At 52.8% G+C, this 16,385-nt stretch carries 14 protein-coding genes; 11 read left to right on the forward strand and 3 right to left on the reverse strand.

What is annotated here, in order from left to right; genetic code table 11:
* Nucleotides 1–201 precede the first annotated feature (201 nt).
* The 11 genes from DESAC_RS00535 to DESAC_RS00585 all read left to right on the forward strand — a co-directional run bounded on the left by DESAC_RS00535 (nt 202) and on the right by DESAC_RS00585 (nt 14,160).
* Complete coding sequence (locus DESAC_RS00535) at nt 202–483, forward strand: PqqD family protein (RefSeq protein WP_013705116.1); 282 nt, start codon at nt 202–204, stop codon at nt 481–483.
* An 18-nt stretch (nt 484–501) separates the two neighbouring features.
* On the forward strand, nt 502–1,515 hold the full coding sequence (locus DESAC_RS00540; protein ID WP_013705117.1) for a radical SAM/SPASM domain-containing protein: 1,014 nt from the start codon (nt 502–504) through the stop codon (nt 1,513–1,515).
* A 29-nt stretch (nt 1,516–1,544) separates the two neighbouring features.
* Complete coding sequence (locus DESAC_RS00545; protein WP_013705118.1) at nt 1,545–2,579, forward strand: radical SAM/SPASM domain-containing protein; 1,035 nt, start codon at nt 1,545–1,547, stop codon at nt 2,577–2,579.
* Nucleotides 2,580–2,616: 37 nt separating this feature from the next.
* Nucleotides 2,617–3,870 (forward strand): MFS transporter, encoded by a 1,254-nt coding sequence (locus DESAC_RS00550; protein WP_013705119.1) that lies wholly within the window; start codon nt 2,617–2,619, stop codon nt 3,868–3,870.
* Nucleotides 3,867–4,757, forward strand: coding sequence for a class I SAM-dependent methyltransferase (locus DESAC_RS14855; protein ID WP_013705120.1), 891 nt, complete (start codon nt 3,867–3,869; stop codon nt 4,755–4,757). Before DESAC_RS00550 ends, DESAC_RS14855 begins: the two co-directional genes overlap by 4 nt.
* A gap of 290 nt (nt 4,758–5,047) precedes the next feature.
* Nucleotides 5,048–6,952 (forward strand): TonB-dependent receptor, encoded by a 1,905-nt coding sequence (locus DESAC_RS00560; protein ID WP_169311474.1) that lies wholly within the window; start codon nt 5,048–5,050, stop codon nt 6,950–6,952.
* A gap of 135 nt (nt 6,953–7,087) precedes the next feature.
* The gene (locus DESAC_RS00565; protein WP_013705122.1) at nt 7,088–8,722 is read left to right on the forward strand and encodes an ABC transporter substrate-binding protein; all 1,635 of its coding nucleotides are present in this window, start codon (nt 7,088–7,090) and stop codon (nt 8,720–8,722) included.
* Complete coding sequence (locus DESAC_RS00570) at nt 8,722–9,711, forward strand: ABC transporter permease (protein ID WP_013705123.1); 990 nt, start codon at nt 8,722–8,724, stop codon at nt 9,709–9,711. Before DESAC_RS00565 ends, DESAC_RS00570 begins: the two co-directional genes overlap by 1 nt.
* Nucleotides 9,712–9,859: 148 nt before the next feature.
* Nucleotides 9,860–11,530, forward strand: coding sequence for a dipeptide/oligopeptide/nickel ABC transporter permease/ATP-binding protein (locus tag DESAC_RS15575; RefSeq protein ID WP_169311475.1), 1,671 nt, complete (start codon nt 9,860–9,862; stop codon nt 11,528–11,530).
* A complete protein-coding gene (locus DESAC_RS00580) occupies nt 11,520–12,212 on the forward strand; it encodes an ABC transporter ATP-binding protein (protein WP_013705125.1) in 693 nt (230 codons plus the stop codon). Before DESAC_RS15575 ends, DESAC_RS00580 begins: the two co-directional genes overlap by 11 nt.
* Nucleotides 12,213–12,717: 505 nt before the next feature.
* Nucleotides 12,718–14,160, forward strand: coding sequence for an alkaline phosphatase (locus DESAC_RS00585; RefSeq protein WP_013705126.1), 1,443 nt, complete (start codon nt 12,718–12,720; stop codon nt 14,158–14,160).
* 151 nt (nt 14,161–14,311) lie between these two features.
* On the opposite strand, the gene DESAC_RS15580 is transcribed toward DESAC_RS00585, so the two are convergent.
* From DESAC_RS15580 to DESAC_RS00595, 3 genes are all read right to left on the reverse strand, one after another.
* On the reverse strand, nt 14,312–14,443 hold the full coding sequence (locus DESAC_RS15580) for an RCKP-type rubredoxin-like domain-containing protein (protein ID WP_013705127.1): 132 nt from the start codon (nt 14,441–14,443) through the stop codon (nt 14,312–14,314).
* A 24-nt stretch (nt 14,444–14,467) separates the two neighbouring features.
* Entirely contained in the window at nt 14,468–15,709 is a 1,242-nt protein-coding gene (hemW, locus tag DESAC_RS00590) for a radical SAM family heme chaperone HemW (RefSeq protein WP_237671368.1), read from the reverse strand.
* A gap of 95 nt (nt 15,710–15,804) precedes the next feature.
* Nucleotides 15,805–16,320 carry a BCAM0308 family protein gene (locus tag DESAC_RS00595; RefSeq protein ID WP_013705129.1) on the reverse strand — a complete coding sequence of 172 codons (516 nt, stop codon included), beginning with the start codon at nt 16,318–16,320 and terminating at the stop codon, nt 15,805–15,807.
* Between the last annotated feature and the right edge of the window lie 65 nt (nt 16,321–16,385).

Raw genomic sequence — 16,385 nt, forward strand, 5'->3', positions numbered from 1 at the left:
AATGAATACAATTTTTCTGTAAAGGAGGTGGATGGACATGCCGTATGTAAAACCGTCTATTAAAAGATATATGGCTCGTCCAGCTCACGGCAGCGCGTGTGGCCACTAATTGAATGATTACGCTCCCCCGGTAGTGAACTAAATGAATGCGCAGAGCAATCAGATGGATATATCCATAGAAATCCTCAAAGGATTTATATCATGATGACGGATTCATTATTTCGGTACGCCATAGATAACAGAAAAGATTTCAAAATCCGTGATGACGGCACCAACATGTTCATTTACGAATACAAGAAGGGAATCATCACGGAATTGAATGAGACTGCTCGGTATGTATGGACCCTTATTGATGGAAATGAGACCCAAAACATCAGTGCCTTATATGCGGAGCGTTACGGTATCCTCATTGAGCATGCGGAAAAAGATGTTACCGAAGTGCTGGAAGCACTGGTGGACACCGGGATTCTTAAGCGCGTCTGAATTCAAGAGGAGATGACGGTGGCGTTTCAACTGCAATCCGTACACTTCATCATAACGAATCAATGCAATCTGAACTGTCTGCATTGTTTTGCGGATTCCGGTGTGGCCGGATACGAGATGACAATGGATGAAATCCGTAAGGTACTGAGGGAACTAAGAGAACTTGGGGTCTTTCAGGTCCTGTTTACGGGTGGGGAACCCTTTTGCCGAAACGATTTCTTTGAGGTAATGGAAGACGCCGAAGCTATGGATTTCGCGATGGTGATTGAAACCAACGGCACATTGCTCGACGAGGAAAGGATACGGCGGCTGAAGAATTTCAGCATTGTATACGTGCAAATACCTTTCGAAGGGTTGGAAAATGTCAACGACACGATTCGCGGCGACGGGAATTTCAAATGTTCCCTGTCCGTTATCGAACAACTGACCAAAAACGATATCCCGGTGCGGGCACGGATCACCGCGACGAAAAAGTCGCTGAACGATTTGTACTCCCTGGTGAGCGTGTTGGTGCTCCTCGGCATATCTTCAGTGACCATCCGTGAGTTCGTCCCCCTGGGAAGAGGCGGGCAATTCGCGCATGAACTGCTTCTGGACACTCATGCAAAGGGCGAGTTCGCCAATATCATCGCTCGGATACGGTCGGAATTCGGTCCTTCTATGGACATCCAAGCGGCCGGAATCCACAACTATCTTGCGGGCAACGGATCATCCCCATGGGGGGGTGTCAAATATCGCAATTTGGCCATCCTGCCGGACGGTTGTGTGAATGTTTGTGAAATATTTCCCTTTTATTGCGGCAACGTTCGTTTGCAGCCGCTTGCACACATTCTTGCAAACTCCCCCGTCATCAAATCATTCAGAGATTTCGACAGGAATCGGCTGACAGGCCACTGCGCAGTCTGCTGCTTCAGGAACAAGTGTGACGGGTGTCGCTTGTTTTCATTCATGTTCAGAGGCGATATCTATACCGGAGATCCGCTTTGTTACTGGGCATGTGCGGAGAACGAGCCTAACTCTTTGGTCGTTTAGACCGGGTGGAGGAAAGGAAGACAGGAATCATGGAGACAGTCCATATCAGTATCACGAATGCTTGTAATCTGAGATGTAAACATTGCTTTACTAACGCCGGAACTCCCACCCCAAATGAACTGACCCTCAACGAGTATGACGTTTTGTTTCGGGATCTTTACAAAATGGGAGTGTTCCAACTCGTCATAGCCGGGGGCGAACCTTTTATCAGGCCGGATGTATGGAAAATAATGGATTTGGCGGAAGCACTTGATTTCTGTTTATTTATTGAGACCAATACAATGCTGCTCAGGGATGAAGACATAAAACGACTGAAGTCTTTTACCATAAGCCAGATGCACATTCCCCTGGAAGGAATGCGGGAGACGAACGACTACATACGAGGAAGGGAACATTTTGCTCACACTCTGGAAACGGTCCGCAAACTGAGTGCTGAAGACATCCCGGTGGAAATCCGAACAACCGCCAGCAAAAGATCTATCGACGAATTGGAAGAGTTGGCGCTGCTGCTTGCGGACACGGGAGTAAATACCCTGTTTGTGAGCGAATTCACTCCGACGGGGCGCGGAATGAGCTATGCCCCGGAGCTATTGCTGGGTCTGGAACTGAAAAAAAAGCTCCACGACACCCTTGGCGAGCTTCGTTCAAAATACTACGACCGAATTACAGTTGATGGCGATGCATGCGGATTCTTCGACGGTCACGAGAGACGGATGGGTTTCAGCAAAGACGAGAGATCGGCTTTCTGCGCCGCCATGAATGGGGAATCCTGTGTCATCCTGCCGAACGGAACGGTATCGCCGTGCGATCAATACGCCTTCCACGGAGGCAATATCCGTTTTCAGAGTATCCGTGAAATAATAGAGAAATCTCCTGTCTTCAACTGGTTCCGAGAGTTTCCCCGGAGCGCCGTTTCAGGAACGTGCGGTGCCTGCAAGTTCAACGCACGTTGCGGTGGTTGCAGAATTTTCGCGTTTCTGTTCAACGGCGATATCTATTCGGAGGACCCCATGTGCTGGCGAGTCCTCGAAGCCCGCGGAACGGAAAGCCCGCTGTACGTTTGAAGAGACTGATGCTTTCCACCCGGGGGCGGATATTCGGATGACACAGAAAGAATCATCGGGTCTGAAGCTCGTTCTCCACAGGGATTTCGGCACCCTTCTGTTCGGACAGGTCGCTTCGAGAATCGGCAACGGTGTCAATTGGGTGGCGGTCATGTGGGTGGTTTACGAATCGACGGGGTCGCCTCTGAAGATGAGCCTGGTCGGAATCTGTCAGGTGGGACCTTTGATACTTCTGGGGCCGTTTCTGGGGGCTTATCTGGACCGTGCTGACCGAAAAACCGTCATGATCATCTGCGACATTGCATGCGCCTTATGTGTTGCGATGATTCCCCTGCTGGACCGACTCGGCGTTCTCACACTTTGGCTGGTGTACCTGCTGGTAGTGGCCAAGGCTTTGTTCGCAGAACTTTTCAGCATCGGAATCAACTCGGGTGTTCCCCTGATCGTGCCCAACAAAGACCTTCCTGCTGCCAATTCACTCTTGGCGGGTTCCGTGCAGACCGGACAACTCGTGGGCCCGGCGTTGGCCGCTTACCTCATGTCGGTATTCGGAGCACACCAGGTTCTTTATTTCGATTCAGCGACCTTTCTGATGTCCGGCGTCTGTGTCGGCCTAACGCGCATTCCCCGCGCAGACCGAAAATCCGAGACGGATAAGCGGATTTGGTCCGAAACATGGATAGGACTCGTCTTTTTGGTCAGGGGGGGGTCTGTGCTTCTTTATATCGTTGCGATGGTGGCTGCGGTCAATTTGTGTATTCCATCCCTGATGGTTCTAATACCGATCTATTCCGCCGAAATCCTGGGTGCCGGCAAAGAAGGCTTTGCCGTCATTTTTTCCGGGTGGGGCGCGGGAACGATGAGCGCTTTCCTATTCATAGCGTCGCACAGGGAGCGATTCCGAGATTACCGTTGGATCACGCGGGCCTATATGCTTTCCGGTTCGTCCGTTGTCGTCCTCGGTCTGTGTGGCAACCTTTATCTTTCGATGCTTTCATTTGCGCTCATGGGCTTTTGCATCGGCACTGCCGGTGTGCTTATTTCCACCCTCATTCAGCGCATAACCCCCCCACATATGCGCGGGCGTGTGTTCGCCATGTACGGAATGGGAACGCACGCGACTATCCCGTTCGGCATGTTGGCTGCCGGAGCGCTCTGTAGTCATTACCGACCGGATTCGCTCATCGTTTGGGTGGGACTTGCCCTATTGATAGCGGCACTGGCGGGTGCAATTTTCATGAATCCTCAACCGGAGCAGAATGAACTGCAACAATTGGAGAAGTCGTTATGAACGAAAACGACGCCATCGCTCTCTATCGATCCCTGTGGATCGAATGCGTCGAAGCAACCCCGTATCACTATCTGTCCGAGAACACCATGGAACAAAGAAGAGTCAGGAATGCTCCAACCTATCATGCAAAAGCTTCTTCGTCTCCTCACGTTCTGGCTATGGTCGATGATCTTCTGAGGCGCACACAGACGCATGAATCGATCCGTTCGGTCTTGGAGATTGGCGCCGGAACCGGTGTGTTCACGATACCTCTGGCGAAGAGAGTGCCCAGAGTCACCGTGATCGATCCCTCGCCCGGAATGCTCGGAGTATTGCGACACAATTTGAAACTCGAAAATCTCTCCAACGTTGAAATTATCGAAGGTTCCTGGCCCCGAAGTTTTTCCGGCAAACGTTATGACCTCGTACTGGCGGCGAACTGCCTGCTCGCTTTTTACGACCTGCATGAAGCATTGTCCCGAATGATTCAATCAGCGAATCGGGCCTTGTGTCTGATCAACCCGATGACCCCACGACCGCGCCCCCATGATCCGGAATTCAGACAGCGTCTGAAGCAAATCGATCGTGGACCGGACACCGACAGCCTCCACCTTCTGCTGGGAATGCTCGGCACCGAGTCCGTCTACCCCCTGGTCCGCATCTTCAGCACCCCGTCCTGGAGCTATCCCGATGTGGGCAAGCTTCATGATCGTTGGGCAGAGGCATTGAACCTCGAATCGGAAGAAGAGCACGCCCAATTAAGATCGCTCCTGACCGAAAACATGCGGGAGAGCGAACAAGGATGGACCGTCCCCGGTATCTCTTTCCACTTCCTCCTCTGGGCGGACCTCACCGTGAACGACAACGCTCAGCCACGGCGGAACAACGGAAAGCAAGGCGGACCTTAATGCACGGAATCGAAATCGGTTTCGATGCAAGGGAAAGGGGGTGAGCAAAGGGGAGCGAAAGAGGCAACAAGGCGTACTTTTCAAAGCGGAAAGAGGTAGCCAGCGGCGCCAACCCATCAGACTGCTTACGGGGGCTTTCGGTTGGCGGTATTCGCACTGCCCAAATTCAGGGTTGCCAATTTCCAGTATACATTACGGAGGAGGGAGTAATGGCACTTCGCTGTTTGTTAATGTTAATAGTATGGACTATTTGTATGATATCCGATTCCGTGTTCGCTGTTGAACACAAATTGGAACAAGTCATTATTACCACCGAGAGTTTGAAATTCAAGGAGGAAAAGGAAAAAGAACCGGCGATGATAAAGATTTTCACCAGTCAGGATATTGAAAAAATGAACCTCAAGGATGCATGGGATATTTTATATCATATCAGCGGCATCACTTTGATGAAATATACGGGTGGCGGAATCGGTCAAGCCCGCGTGGCGATACGGGGACAAATGCTTCATGCCGGCGCCAATCACTTTGCCGTGTTTCTCGATGATGTTCCTTTAAACGAACCCGGCGGAGCAGGCCCTATTTTTGCCGGACAGGCCGACTTGAACAGCATTACTCCCGAGATGATCGATTATGTTGAAGTCATCAAGGGACCGTTCGACATCGATGCGGGAGATTTCAATACGGCAGCTGTGATCAAATTCTACACCAAGAAGTACAGCAAGAAGTCTTCCATCACAGCAGAGGGTGGCAGTTATGGATACGCTCGTGGGCAAGCCAGTCTGAGTAATGAATTCCTCAGTAACTTTAAACACTTTACATCAATAGAATTCAAACGTCAGGACGGCTTCGCCGATAACACCGATATCGATTATTTCGTGAACGCCAATTCCAACATCACCTATGGCGATCTCAATGCAAACCATACGACCCTGTCTCTGACAGCCTTCTCTTACGATGCCAAGGTCCCGACCGGCTTCGGCAAGGTATATTGGGATGGGGGAGCATGGAAACTGGCTCCCAATGATTCGGACGGACGCACCAAGGACGAGGCGCGATTCGCCTTGAACAATGTCTGGATCATTTCACCGCAATGGAAGTGGACCAATCTGGCATGGGCCAGGTATTGGCAGGGCACGTGGTGGGAAGACACGCATCTTGTGTGGACCGGTTCCCAACAACGTGAACAGTACCAAAAACGCAACGACTTCGGTTACCGTTCTCACCTGGATTACGATACCGAAATCTGGGGACGGTATTTTCAGGCCATTGTCGGCTTCGATTTCCGAAAGGATTTCTACGATACGGATCAGTGGCGGACCGACGGCCACCGGAACAGAGTAAACAAAACTCTGGGATTCGACGGCGATTACATTCAGGTTGCCAGCTATTTCAAGATGCAAATGGATATTGTGCCGTCCGTGCGGGCTTACGTGGGACTACGCTACGATCACATCAGATACGATGTTGACAGTGAGTTTTCGGACAATTTCAAAGTGGAGTCGAATCCTGTTTCTCCCAAAGGGGGAGTAACCTGGCAGGCTACGGAAAACATCAGCTTTTTCGTTCAGGCATCCAAAGGAACCCGGACCCCCGACCCTCAATACGCAAACGAGGACGGAGTCACCACATCGATCAACTATGAAATCGGCTCCAAGGGACATTTTCTGGGAGGGCGACTGAACTACATGATCAGCGGCTACTATACCCAGCTTAAGGACGTGAATGTCAGAGAGACCGCCTCGCAAAAATATCTTTTCACCGGAGATCAGAACGTGCCTGGCGTGGAGGTCGAGCTGTCGGCCAACGTGATCAAGCCCCTCACCCTATGGGCAACCTTCGGTTACAACTGGGCCGAATGGGAAAACCCCAAAGATGTCGAAGGCAAAGGGATCGTAGGTGTAGACCCGTGGGATTTCAGTTTAGGCGCAGACTACGATTCCGGTTTCGGAATCAGAGGGCGCATCGAATACATTACGAACGGCAGGCAGTGGATGAACTCGAACTATGACCGCCGAGAACCAAAAACCTATCAGATCATCAACCTCCTCCTAATGTATAACCCGATGAAGAATTTGGAAATTTTCCTCAAAGCGAACAACCTGTTGGATGAACGGTATTGTACGTGGCCTGCTTATGATTTCTACCGGCCCGAGCCGGGAATCAACTTCACGGGCGGATTGAAACTCAGTTTCTGAACATGGGCGAGGGGAAACGTTGCGAGGGAAAGGCGGAAGGATAACCTTACCCAAAGTTTCGGGAAGGGTTTCCTTCCGCCTGCGCTCCGCGGCGTTTCACTCTTCCTGTCCCAAAATTTTCATGTGGAGAAACGGATGCGAATTCCGGCATCTCATTCACTGAAGCGGTTATGGATTGTGCTGATCGCTTCAGCACTTGTCGCGACCGGTTGCGGCGATACGGCGGCCGATTCCGGTGAGTTGCGCACGTTGCGGATGGGAAGCTTCAGATCCGAAGTGAAACTTCTCAATCCCTGGGACGAAGGACTTTTCGTGAATATCCCGGCGTCCCTGATCCATTCCAAACTGGTTGAATACGCGCCCGATTACCGTATCGTACCGATGCTGGCCGAAAGCTGGGAGATTTCGGAAGGCGGCAAAGCCCTTACGTTCCACTTGAAACACGGCGTGCGATGGCATGACGATCTACCGGTCACCGCCATGGATGCAGCGTTCACTCTCGAATTCTATAAAAAGCATGAGCGATGGTCGCAGTGGGCACAATACCTGGAGCGCGTCACTGTATGGGATACGCATACCTTCACCGTTCATCTTATGAAAGATGTGGGTTTTTTCCTGCTGCAATCGTGGCTCCCGACCAGCACCGTCATCCTGCCCGAACACGTATGGAGAGATGTTGTCCGTCCGCGAGAGTATTCGGGAGCGAATGCATTGGTCGGCTGCGGTCCCTATCGGTTCGAGCACTACGACCCTGCGGCCCAGTCGCTGACGCTCACCGCAAATCCGCACTATTTCGGGGGACAGCCCGCAGCGGAACGGCTGATCTGGCGCCAGTTCAAATCCTTCGATTCCCTTTTGCTTTCGATGATCAAAGGGGACATCGACGGCCTGATGGAGTACTATAGTCCGTTTCCCTTGTCACGACTCAGAGCGATAGAGGGGTCGCCCGTTGAGTTGCTTTCCACACCGGATATGGGAGTTCCTGCAGTCCTGTTTTTCAATCATCGCAAGTTTCCGATGAATGATCTCAGATTTCGCGAGGCCGTGGCTTGCGCCGTGAACTACGAGGAAATTCTGCGGGTGGTTGCGGAGAACCGGGGGCAACCGCCCGTTCGTGGCTTTATGCCTCCTGCCTATCGCTATTTCAAACAGAGGCAGCAGCAGCTCGAACAGAACCTCGTCCGAGCCGCCGGTCTTCTCGATCAAACGGGCTTGGTCCGATCCACCGAAGGCGTGCGCACAACGCCGGACGGAAAACCTTTGCGCTTGGATCTGCTGGTGCAGGGGGGATCACGGTATCCGCATCTCGTTCAGACTGCGAAACTGGTCGCCCGGCATCTGAGGGGAATCGGGATCGAGGCCACACCTGTCGTTTACGATTTCACCGTAGCAGATAGCAAACTTTTCGGTCTCAGGGATTACGACATCTGCGTGGGACGACTTTTGCCGCTGGATGTGATTGCAGGCTGCGGAACGTTAGTGCTTGCGGACTCCCCCGGCAACATGGGAACCTGCCGGGATGCTCGGTTGCTTGCTCTCACCGAAGCCTTTTACAGGGCCAAAGACGACGAACAAATGCGTCAGGCGGCTTGGGCGTTGCAGGAATACTACGCCTCTCAACTACCCGCTTTCGCCCTGTATCATGGGCAAGTTTACTATCCTTGCCGATCCGATCGGTTCGAGGGTTGGACAGTGATGAGCGGTGGGGTCGTCAATTCCCAGACATGGTCAGGCATCCGGTTGAGAAATTCACAAAGTTCCGAGCCGTGATGTACGCGCACGCGACTGCCCGCATCCTTAAATACACAATGGCGGTGATCACCGTTGTCACCCTTCATTTCATTCTCATACGGATGATGCCAGGCGATCCGCTGGTGGGCCTGCTCGGGACGAGGAATTACTATTCCTTGCTTTCTCTCGATCCCGAAGCCTTAAAAGCGGCCGGAGCGGAATATGGGCTGGATCGACCGATTCATGTGCAATATGCAAAACATATGGGGCGACTGTTGCGGGGAGATCTCGGTCACACCCCGTATTACGGCAAACCGGTGTTGGAAGTGATCCTGTTTCGAATGAAATGGACGCTGATTCTCCTTGTTCCGGCGGTGATTCTGTCGACAGTGTTGGGCGGATCGTTGGGGGCTCTGGCGGGGTGGGAGACGAACTCGAAGACGGACCGGCTGCTGACTGCAACATTCCTCTTCTTACAAGCGATGCCGGGATATTGCATGGGTTTGATTCTCGTGCTGATCCTGTCGTTCCATGCCGGTTTATTTCCGCTGAGCGGAATGGCGGGAGAAGGCAGCGAGGGAGCCACACGGATCGGAGACCTGATTCGACACACAGTCCTTCCCATTGCCGCCCTTGTCTTGCATGGATCGGCGACGCCTTATATCGTCATGCGGAGTGTCGTGCGGCAAAGTGCGGGAGAAAACTACGTCTTGACAGCAATTGCCCTGGGGCTTACGGGACGCAGAGTACTTTTCCGGCATATCGTGCCGAACGTATTGCCCACGTTGATAACGACAGTGGCTTTGGAATGCGGGCATATGGTCGGAGGTGTGCTGCTGGTGGAGACGGTTTTCTCTTGGCAAGGCATGGGTACGTTGATATACGACGCTGTGGTTTCGCGTGATTATCCCCTGTTGTCGGGCTGCCTGCTCTTTCTTACTATCGGAGTTATTGCGGCGAATGCATTAGCCGACCTAGCCTGTACGTTTATCGACCCCAGAGTGCGGGATGGAATGAGTCATGGGTAGACACGGCATTTTCACGTTCGGTCATGTAGTCCTTCTATCCGTGATACTTTCCGTTCTGTCGGGTCCCGTGCTTGGACCGATCTTTTTCAATACGAGAGGAAGGCCCTTCCTGCCTCCGAATTTCAGTCACCCTTTGGGTGTCGACGAATTGGGGCGCGACGTGTTGATTCTGCTCTTTGAAAGTGGGAAGTTTTCTCTTGCTGTAGGATTGGCAGCAGCTGTTCCTGCGACACTGTTCGGTGCCGTAGTCGGCATCGCATCGGGTTATTTTCGCGGTCGAACCGACGCCGTATCGATAGTGCTCTGCGACGTTTTCTTGCTGATTCCGGGCTTGCCGCTCATGATCGTCGTTACTTCATATTTGAAACCCGGCTTCCGAAGTATTGCACCGACTATTGCCGTGCTCAGCTGGGCCGGTACGGCACGGGTCGTGCGTGCGTCCGTGATGCAAGTGAGAGGAATGCCCTTCATCGTTGCCACCCGGGCTTTGGGAGTGTCCCATTTTCACATAATGCTCCGGCATGTCCTGCCCCATGTCCGTCAGCTGGTTCTGGCTAGGGGATGTCTGGCGGTATCCGGCGCCATGTTGGCCGAGGCCGGTCTGAGCTTCCTGGGACTGGGCGATCCCATCCGAAGCAGTTGGGGAACAATGCTTTATAATGCCTTTTCACATGGAGCAGTGGTGAACGGATTTTACTGGTTGTACCTGCCGCCGGTGTTTTGTATCTCTCTGACGGTGCTCGCCTTCACGCTTTCGGGGTTGGCTTTCGAACCTGCCGTGCCGCGCTCGGGCGCTTTCCGGGTAAGGATAAGATACGGCCGGGATTCAACCCCTTGCTCTGAGCTCACTGCGTCCCTGATCTGCAACCAGACGGACACTCAAAATGTGATTCTTTCCGTTAGGAGTCTGACGGTGGAGTTTCCCGAATCGAACGACATGCACCGGTGTGTGCTGGATCACGTGGACTTTTGCGTCAGAGAGCAAGAAAAGGTTGCACTGATCGGCGAGACCGGCAGCGGCAAGAGCCTGCTGCTTACAACATTGCTCCGGTTGCTGCCGGGAGACGCCCGGGTTTCGGGGGAAATTCTTTTTCGGGGTCGGAACCTCCTGCAGCTTACAAACAAGCAGATGCGCGAACTGAGAAGGTATAGATTGGCTTACGTACCTCAGACTGCCGGCAACGCCCTAAACCCCGTTCTCAGTATCGGCTTTCAGGTGGCCGAATCGATATGCTCAAACTGCCGGACGAGCAGGTCTTCCGCGTATGCAAAGGCAAATGACTTTCTGCACCGGATGGGTATCCGGGAGGTCGATCTTAGGAGGCTCGATTATCCTCACCGATACAGTGGCGGCATGAAACAACGCGCCTTGTTGGCCATGGCGCTTGCTCGTGAAGCAGACCTGTTGTTGGTCGACGAACCGACCAAAGGACTGGATTACAAGGCGAAGAACGAGCTTTTGAATGTCCTCACGGAGTTCCGGGACGAGGCGATTCTGATGGTGACGCATGATTTATGGTTTGCAGAACGGTTCGCCGACCGTATAGCAGTGATGACCGGTTCGACGGTCGTAGAAGAAGCCTCTCGGAAACATTTCTTTTCAAATCCTCTGCACCCTTATTCACAGGCATTGCTGGCCGCCCTGCCCTCCCGCGGCATGAAGGTTGCCCTCGCTCCGACTCCACGGAACGCTGACCGGCAAAAAACGGGATGCCCATTTCAGCGGGAATGCCGCCATGCAACCGGGCGTTGTCTTGAGCGTCCCCCTCTTTTCCTGCGCGACGGTTGCGTCGTGAGGTGCTGGCTTTATGCTTCTTGAAGCCGTCGGATTGGCCAAAGCCTTCCGGATGGGCTTTTCCAGGAACCGTGTCAGGCAAGTGCTGAGAGGTATAAATCTCTGTCTGGAACGTGGTGAAACCCTCGGTATCGTGGGAGACAGTGGCTCAGGCAAGAGCACTCTCTGCCTTATCTTGGCGGGTCTGTCAAATCCCGATAGGGGATGTCTCATGCTCGGAGGAACGAATGTCCGGGGTATGCGCGGAAGTCAACGAATGCGATTCCATCGGCGGGTGCAGATACTCTTCCAGCATCCCGAAACCGTGTTCGATCCGCTCCGGACGCTTCGTTACAGCTTGATCGAACCCCTCCGCACACATGGGCTGCCGGTTTCGGAAGAGATCATCGCCTTACAGCTCCGTCGTGTCGGCCTCGACACTGCGGTCCTGTCTCGCCGTCCGGCACAACTCAGCGGGGGAGAACTCCAGCGGTTGGCCATAGCACGAGCGCTGGTTCTACAACCGGAAGTCATAATTTTAGATGAACCCACCAGCATGCTCGATGCGATCACTCAGGCACGCATCATGCGCTTACTGGAAGACATCCGAGAAGCAAACGACATCTCCTATCTGTTTGTCAGCCACGATCTCCCTCTGGTCCGGTTGTTCAGCGACAGGGTGTGCCTGCTGCAGGAAGGCACGCTCGAATCGTTTGAACTCCGGTAAACGAGACCACCGACCTCATTCCACCCTCCCCACCGACATCCAACGGCGGATGCCCGGCGGGCGTCCTCCGGGATACGGACCGCGCCAGTTCGTCCGAATCGTTGAGACGTAGGTGTCGGAAGAGTCTTCATTAAATACCCGCCAATACTATCGGCCACCCACGAACCATGAAAATGGTTTACCGGCAGCACGAAGCACTTCAGTTGTTTGGGGCGAATACAAGATTCGCCCCAAGCAACTTCTCCTCTCATATCATGAACTAGCCAAATACTAAATATTCCTAACTAATATTTCACTTTCTTCTTTCAAGAATCGAATATTATTCAAATTAATTTGATTTAAGTTAAACACCAACCGGGGATGAAGAGCATTCTCCTATCCCGGCGGCATATTCGGATTGGGGTACCAATTTGTGTAAAGGAGGTGAGGCATGGAAGTATTGAATAATCTGATTTCTTCAAGTGCCATGAATTATTTAACCATTTGATTATCGAAGGAGAAGACCATGAAGTTACGAAAGATAAGTCCCCGTCTTGCCGCTCTCCTGGCAGTCCTGATTTTATTGCTGGCCGGCAGCGCGGCCCAGGCGGAGACGGCTAAAAATGTCATTTTAATGATTTCTGACGGTTGGGGCTACAATCAGGTCAAGGCCACCGACTACTACAACGGCTCAGCGGCGGTTTTTGAGAACTTCAGCGTGCAGTATGGCATGAGTACCTACTCCATGGGCAAGATGCCCAAGACCGGTTTTCTTCCTCCCGGCACTCCCATCAGCCCGGTAGGTTATGATACCAACAAGGCCTGGAGCGACTTCAACTACGTCAAATCCGGCTATACGGATTCGGCTTCGGCAGCCACGGCTATGGCCACGGGCGTCAAGATCTTTGATAATGTCCTCAATATGGATGTCTATGGCAATAAATTAAAGACAATTACCGAGTATGCCGCCGAACAGGGGAAGGCCACCGGCGTCGTCACCTCGGTGGAAATCAGTCACGCCACCCCGGCGGGGATGTATGCCCATAACGTTTCCCGCAACAATTTCACCGAACTGGCCAACGAAATGCTGGCTGGTCCGTTAAACGTCATCATGGGAGCCGGTAATCCCCGGTATGACAACAATGGCAATTATCTCTTTACCCCTAATTCCTATAAATATGTCGGCGGCGAGGACACCTGGAATGACTTGAGAACCGGCAGTCACACCAACAATTGGTCCTTGATCGAATCCGAGACCGCTTTTGAAGCTCTCGCCAGTGCGTCAGCCACCCCAGAGCGCGTGGTCGGTGTGGCGGAAGTCTATGAAACCCTGCAACAGTCCCGGAAACCAGCGCCCGGACCTAATGTTCTGTTAGATCCCGACGATGACACGCCACTGAATGATTCGGTGCCGAGCCTGGCGCTCATGACCAAAGGGGCCCTGAATGTGCTGGATAACGATCCTGACGGTTTCTTCCTTATGATTGAGGGCGGTGCGGTAGATTGGGCCAACCATGCCAACCAATTGGGCCGCCTGATCCAGGAGCAGAGCGATTTTAACGACTCAGTGCAAGTGGTTGTCGACTGGGTACTGGCGAACGGTGGTTGGGACGAGAACCTGCTGATTGTCACTGGCGACCATGAGTGCGGATACCTCTGGGGTCCGACACCGGGGGTCTTCAATGAAGTGGTAGATAATGGTGCCGGTAACCTGCCAGGGGCTTATTTCAATTCCGGCAGTCATACCAACAGCATCATTCCGCTTTATGCCGAAGGCGCCGGCTCCGAATTGTTTGCTGGCTACGCCGATGAGCTGGATCTGGTCCGGGGATCATATCTGGACAATACTGAATTGTTCCAGGTCATGAAGGCCCAGGTAGTCCCGACGCCACTGCCAGGGACCGTCTGGCTGATGGGATTTGGCCTGAGTGGATTGATTGTCTCTGGCCTGCGGAGATGGCAAATCTAATCATCACTTTTTGTATGAAAACAGTGAGCCGTGGGCGGGGAGCCGAAAATGCATGATTGTGAGCAGCTACCACGGTTCTATTTTCATATTTCGTCGTGATTTTCAAACATGATGACTCTGTATGCAGACAGGACCAGGGAGGGACCTGTCTTTATTTTTTGCTTTTATCAGGCGGTGGTGAGGTTTTGACCAGGCAGTTGGACTCGCCGCATTTCTGGCATTTTTTGGGTTTGCAACGGGTATCAACGGTAGCGCCGCATTTCTCGCACGTGAAGATTGCCATAACGTCCTCCAGATAATGCTCAAATTAAAAACTTAAAAGCAAGGCCAGGCTGTCGGCCACCAGAAAACCCTGGCGGGTAGGGAGAACCCGCCCTTGATACACCCGCACCAGACCTGCCCGACAGAGTCCTGACAACGCTTCTTCCGCCTCAAGAGAGGTGAAGAACGTTAGCAGGGCGCCATTTTTGGTTCTCAGTCCCAGGTAAATCGCCTCCAGACGCCGCTGCTCAACCGTTAACTCCTCCCTGCCATCCAGGGGGGGCTTCCCCGCTGCCAACGCCTGGCAATACTCTGCCACGGAACGATAATTCCAGAAACGCAGACGGCCGTCGAAGGAATGGGCCGCCGGGCCGAGTCCAAGGTAAGGGGTATGCCGCCAGTATTTGCTGTTATGGCGGGAGATACAGGGTTCATTCCGGGCAAAATTGGAGATTTCGTAATGTAGATAGCCTTGTTCTTCCAGATACTGCGAAGTAAGAAGAAAAAAATCCCTTTGTTGCTCTTCCGGCAATGGCTTTATGAGTCCTTGAGCCCGTTTGGCCGCCAAGGGCGTATTTTCCTCAATAGTCAACTGATAGCAGGAGAGATGTTCGGGCTGAAAGACCAGGATGCTGTCGAGCGTTGCCAGCCAGTTGTCTTTTGTCTGGCCTGGCAAGCCATACATGAGGTCAACCCCGAGGTTCTCGAACCCCGCCTCCCGGGCCAAAGACAGCGCCTGGCGGGCTTGGAGGGCGTCGTGCCGCCGACTCAGAAAACGCAGCTCGGCATCCAGGAGCGACTGCACTCCCAGGCTGAGGCGGTTGACTCCCAACCTGCCCCAGAGATGGAGTCTGTCTGCGGTCACATCATCGGGGTTGGCCTCGAGAGTAATTTCAGCGTCCTTAGTAAAAACGAAGCCCTGCCGGATGAGATCGAAGACCGTGCTTATCTCGTCTTGACCGAGACAACTCGGAGTGCCGCCCCCCAGATAGAAGGTATCGAACTGGCTGCAACCGAAGGCTCTGGCATCGTGTCCTGGTCCTACAGCAGGAAGGATGTTGGTACCAGCCCTGCTCCGGCGCCAAACAGGTTTACGGTTGAGAAGATCAATCTCCTTTTCGAGGGCCTGCAGCCAGGCGAATACCAGCGAATCATCGGTAATCGAATAGAAATCGCAATAAGGACATTTTGTCTGACAAAAAGGAACATGGAGATAAAGGCCGGGAAGCTCCGGACGGATTACCGGAGGTTCAGACATTGGGTTTATGGAGCGCCGTATCTCACTCATTGCCATTGCCTATCGGCCACCTGCAATCCATGAAAATCGCCTCTTGAGGGGGTAGGCTTTCTCTCCTTTATAGAATTTAATGTAGACCCTCGGCCCTATCTGGACCAATAGACGCGGACAAACTTATTCATATGGGACCAACGGAAATCCAGGTCTCCCTTATAAGCTCGGTAAACCGCTTTCCCCAGCCTCTGGGCCAGTTTTTCGGTGGTGGTCTCCACGATCAGCCGATCGCCATCTTCAGGGATTATCTGAATCACCCGATCCAGGGGGCTCTTCGTGGCCACCCGTTCAGCCTCGCGGTTCAGCAACATCAAGATTTCGTCTTTATGTTCCGCCAGAAACGCTCCTTCCAGAGTCAGGACGCCTTCGTAGTAATGGTCCTGCACCTTTTGGCAGCCCGGGCAGGTCACCCGATTGGTAGTTTCTTCCTGAAAATGCCGCCGGTAGAGCTCTTCATCGAAAAACCAGCGTTTATTCTGATAAATTGCTTTGCAGGTAGTGCAGATGGCTATCGCCTGGCGGCCGCCCCAGGGGAGATAAGGGTCATCTACCTTGCCGAATTTTTTGCCTTTTTCTCCGCTCCATTTACGTTCTTTATATTTTTCCATGGGACGTCTCCTTGATCGGTTGATTTCCTTAACTACCTTTACATTAAAGGTATTGTTTCTGCTGT

The organism is Desulfobacca acetoxidans DSM 11109 (assembly GCF_000195295.1).
Lineage (GTDB): Bacteria > Desulfobacterota > Desulfobaccia > Desulfobaccales > Desulfobaccaceae > Desulfobacca > Desulfobacca acetoxidans.

Coding starts and splice junctions, on each gene's coding strand:
- DESAC_RS00535 (WP_013705116.1), top strand. CDS start 202: ATGATGACGGATTCATTATTTCGGTACGCCATAGATAACAGAAAAGAT.
- DESAC_RS00545 (WP_013705118.1), top strand. CDS start 1,545: ATGGAGACAGTCCATATCAGTATCACGAATGCTTGTAATCTGAGATGT.
- DESAC_RS00550 (WP_013705119.1), top strand. CDS start 2,617: ATGACACAGAAAGAATCATCGGGTCTGAAGCTCGTTCTCCACAGGGAT.
- DESAC_RS14855 (WP_013705120.1), top strand. CDS start 3,867: ATGAACGAAAACGACGCCATCGCTCTCTATCGATCCCTGTGGATCGAA.
- DESAC_RS00565 (WP_013705122.1), top strand. CDS start 7,088: ATGCGAATTCCGGCATCTCATTCACTGAAGCGGTTATGGATTGTGCTG.
- DESAC_RS00570 (WP_013705123.1), top strand. CDS start 8,722: ATGTACGCGCACGCGACTGCCCGCATCCTTAAATACACAATGGCGGTG.
- DESAC_RS00580 (WP_013705125.1), top strand. CDS start 11,520: ATGCTTCTTGAAGCCGTCGGATTGGCCAAAGCCTTCCGGATGGGCTTT.
- DESAC_RS00585 (WP_013705126.1), top strand. CDS start 12,718: ATGAAGTTACGAAAGATAAGTCCCCGTCTTGCCGCTCTCCTGGCAGTC.
- DESAC_RS15580 (WP_013705127.1), bottom strand. CDS start 14,443: ATGGCAATCTTCACGTGCGAGAAATGCGGCGCTACCGTTGATACCCGT.
- hemW (WP_237671368.1), bottom strand. CDS start 15,709: ATGAGTGAGATACGGCGCTCCATAAACCCAATGTCTGAACCTCCGGTA.
- DESAC_RS00595 (WP_013705129.1), bottom strand. CDS start 16,320: ATGGAAAAATATAAAGAACGTAAATGGAGCGGAGAAAAAGGCAAAAAA.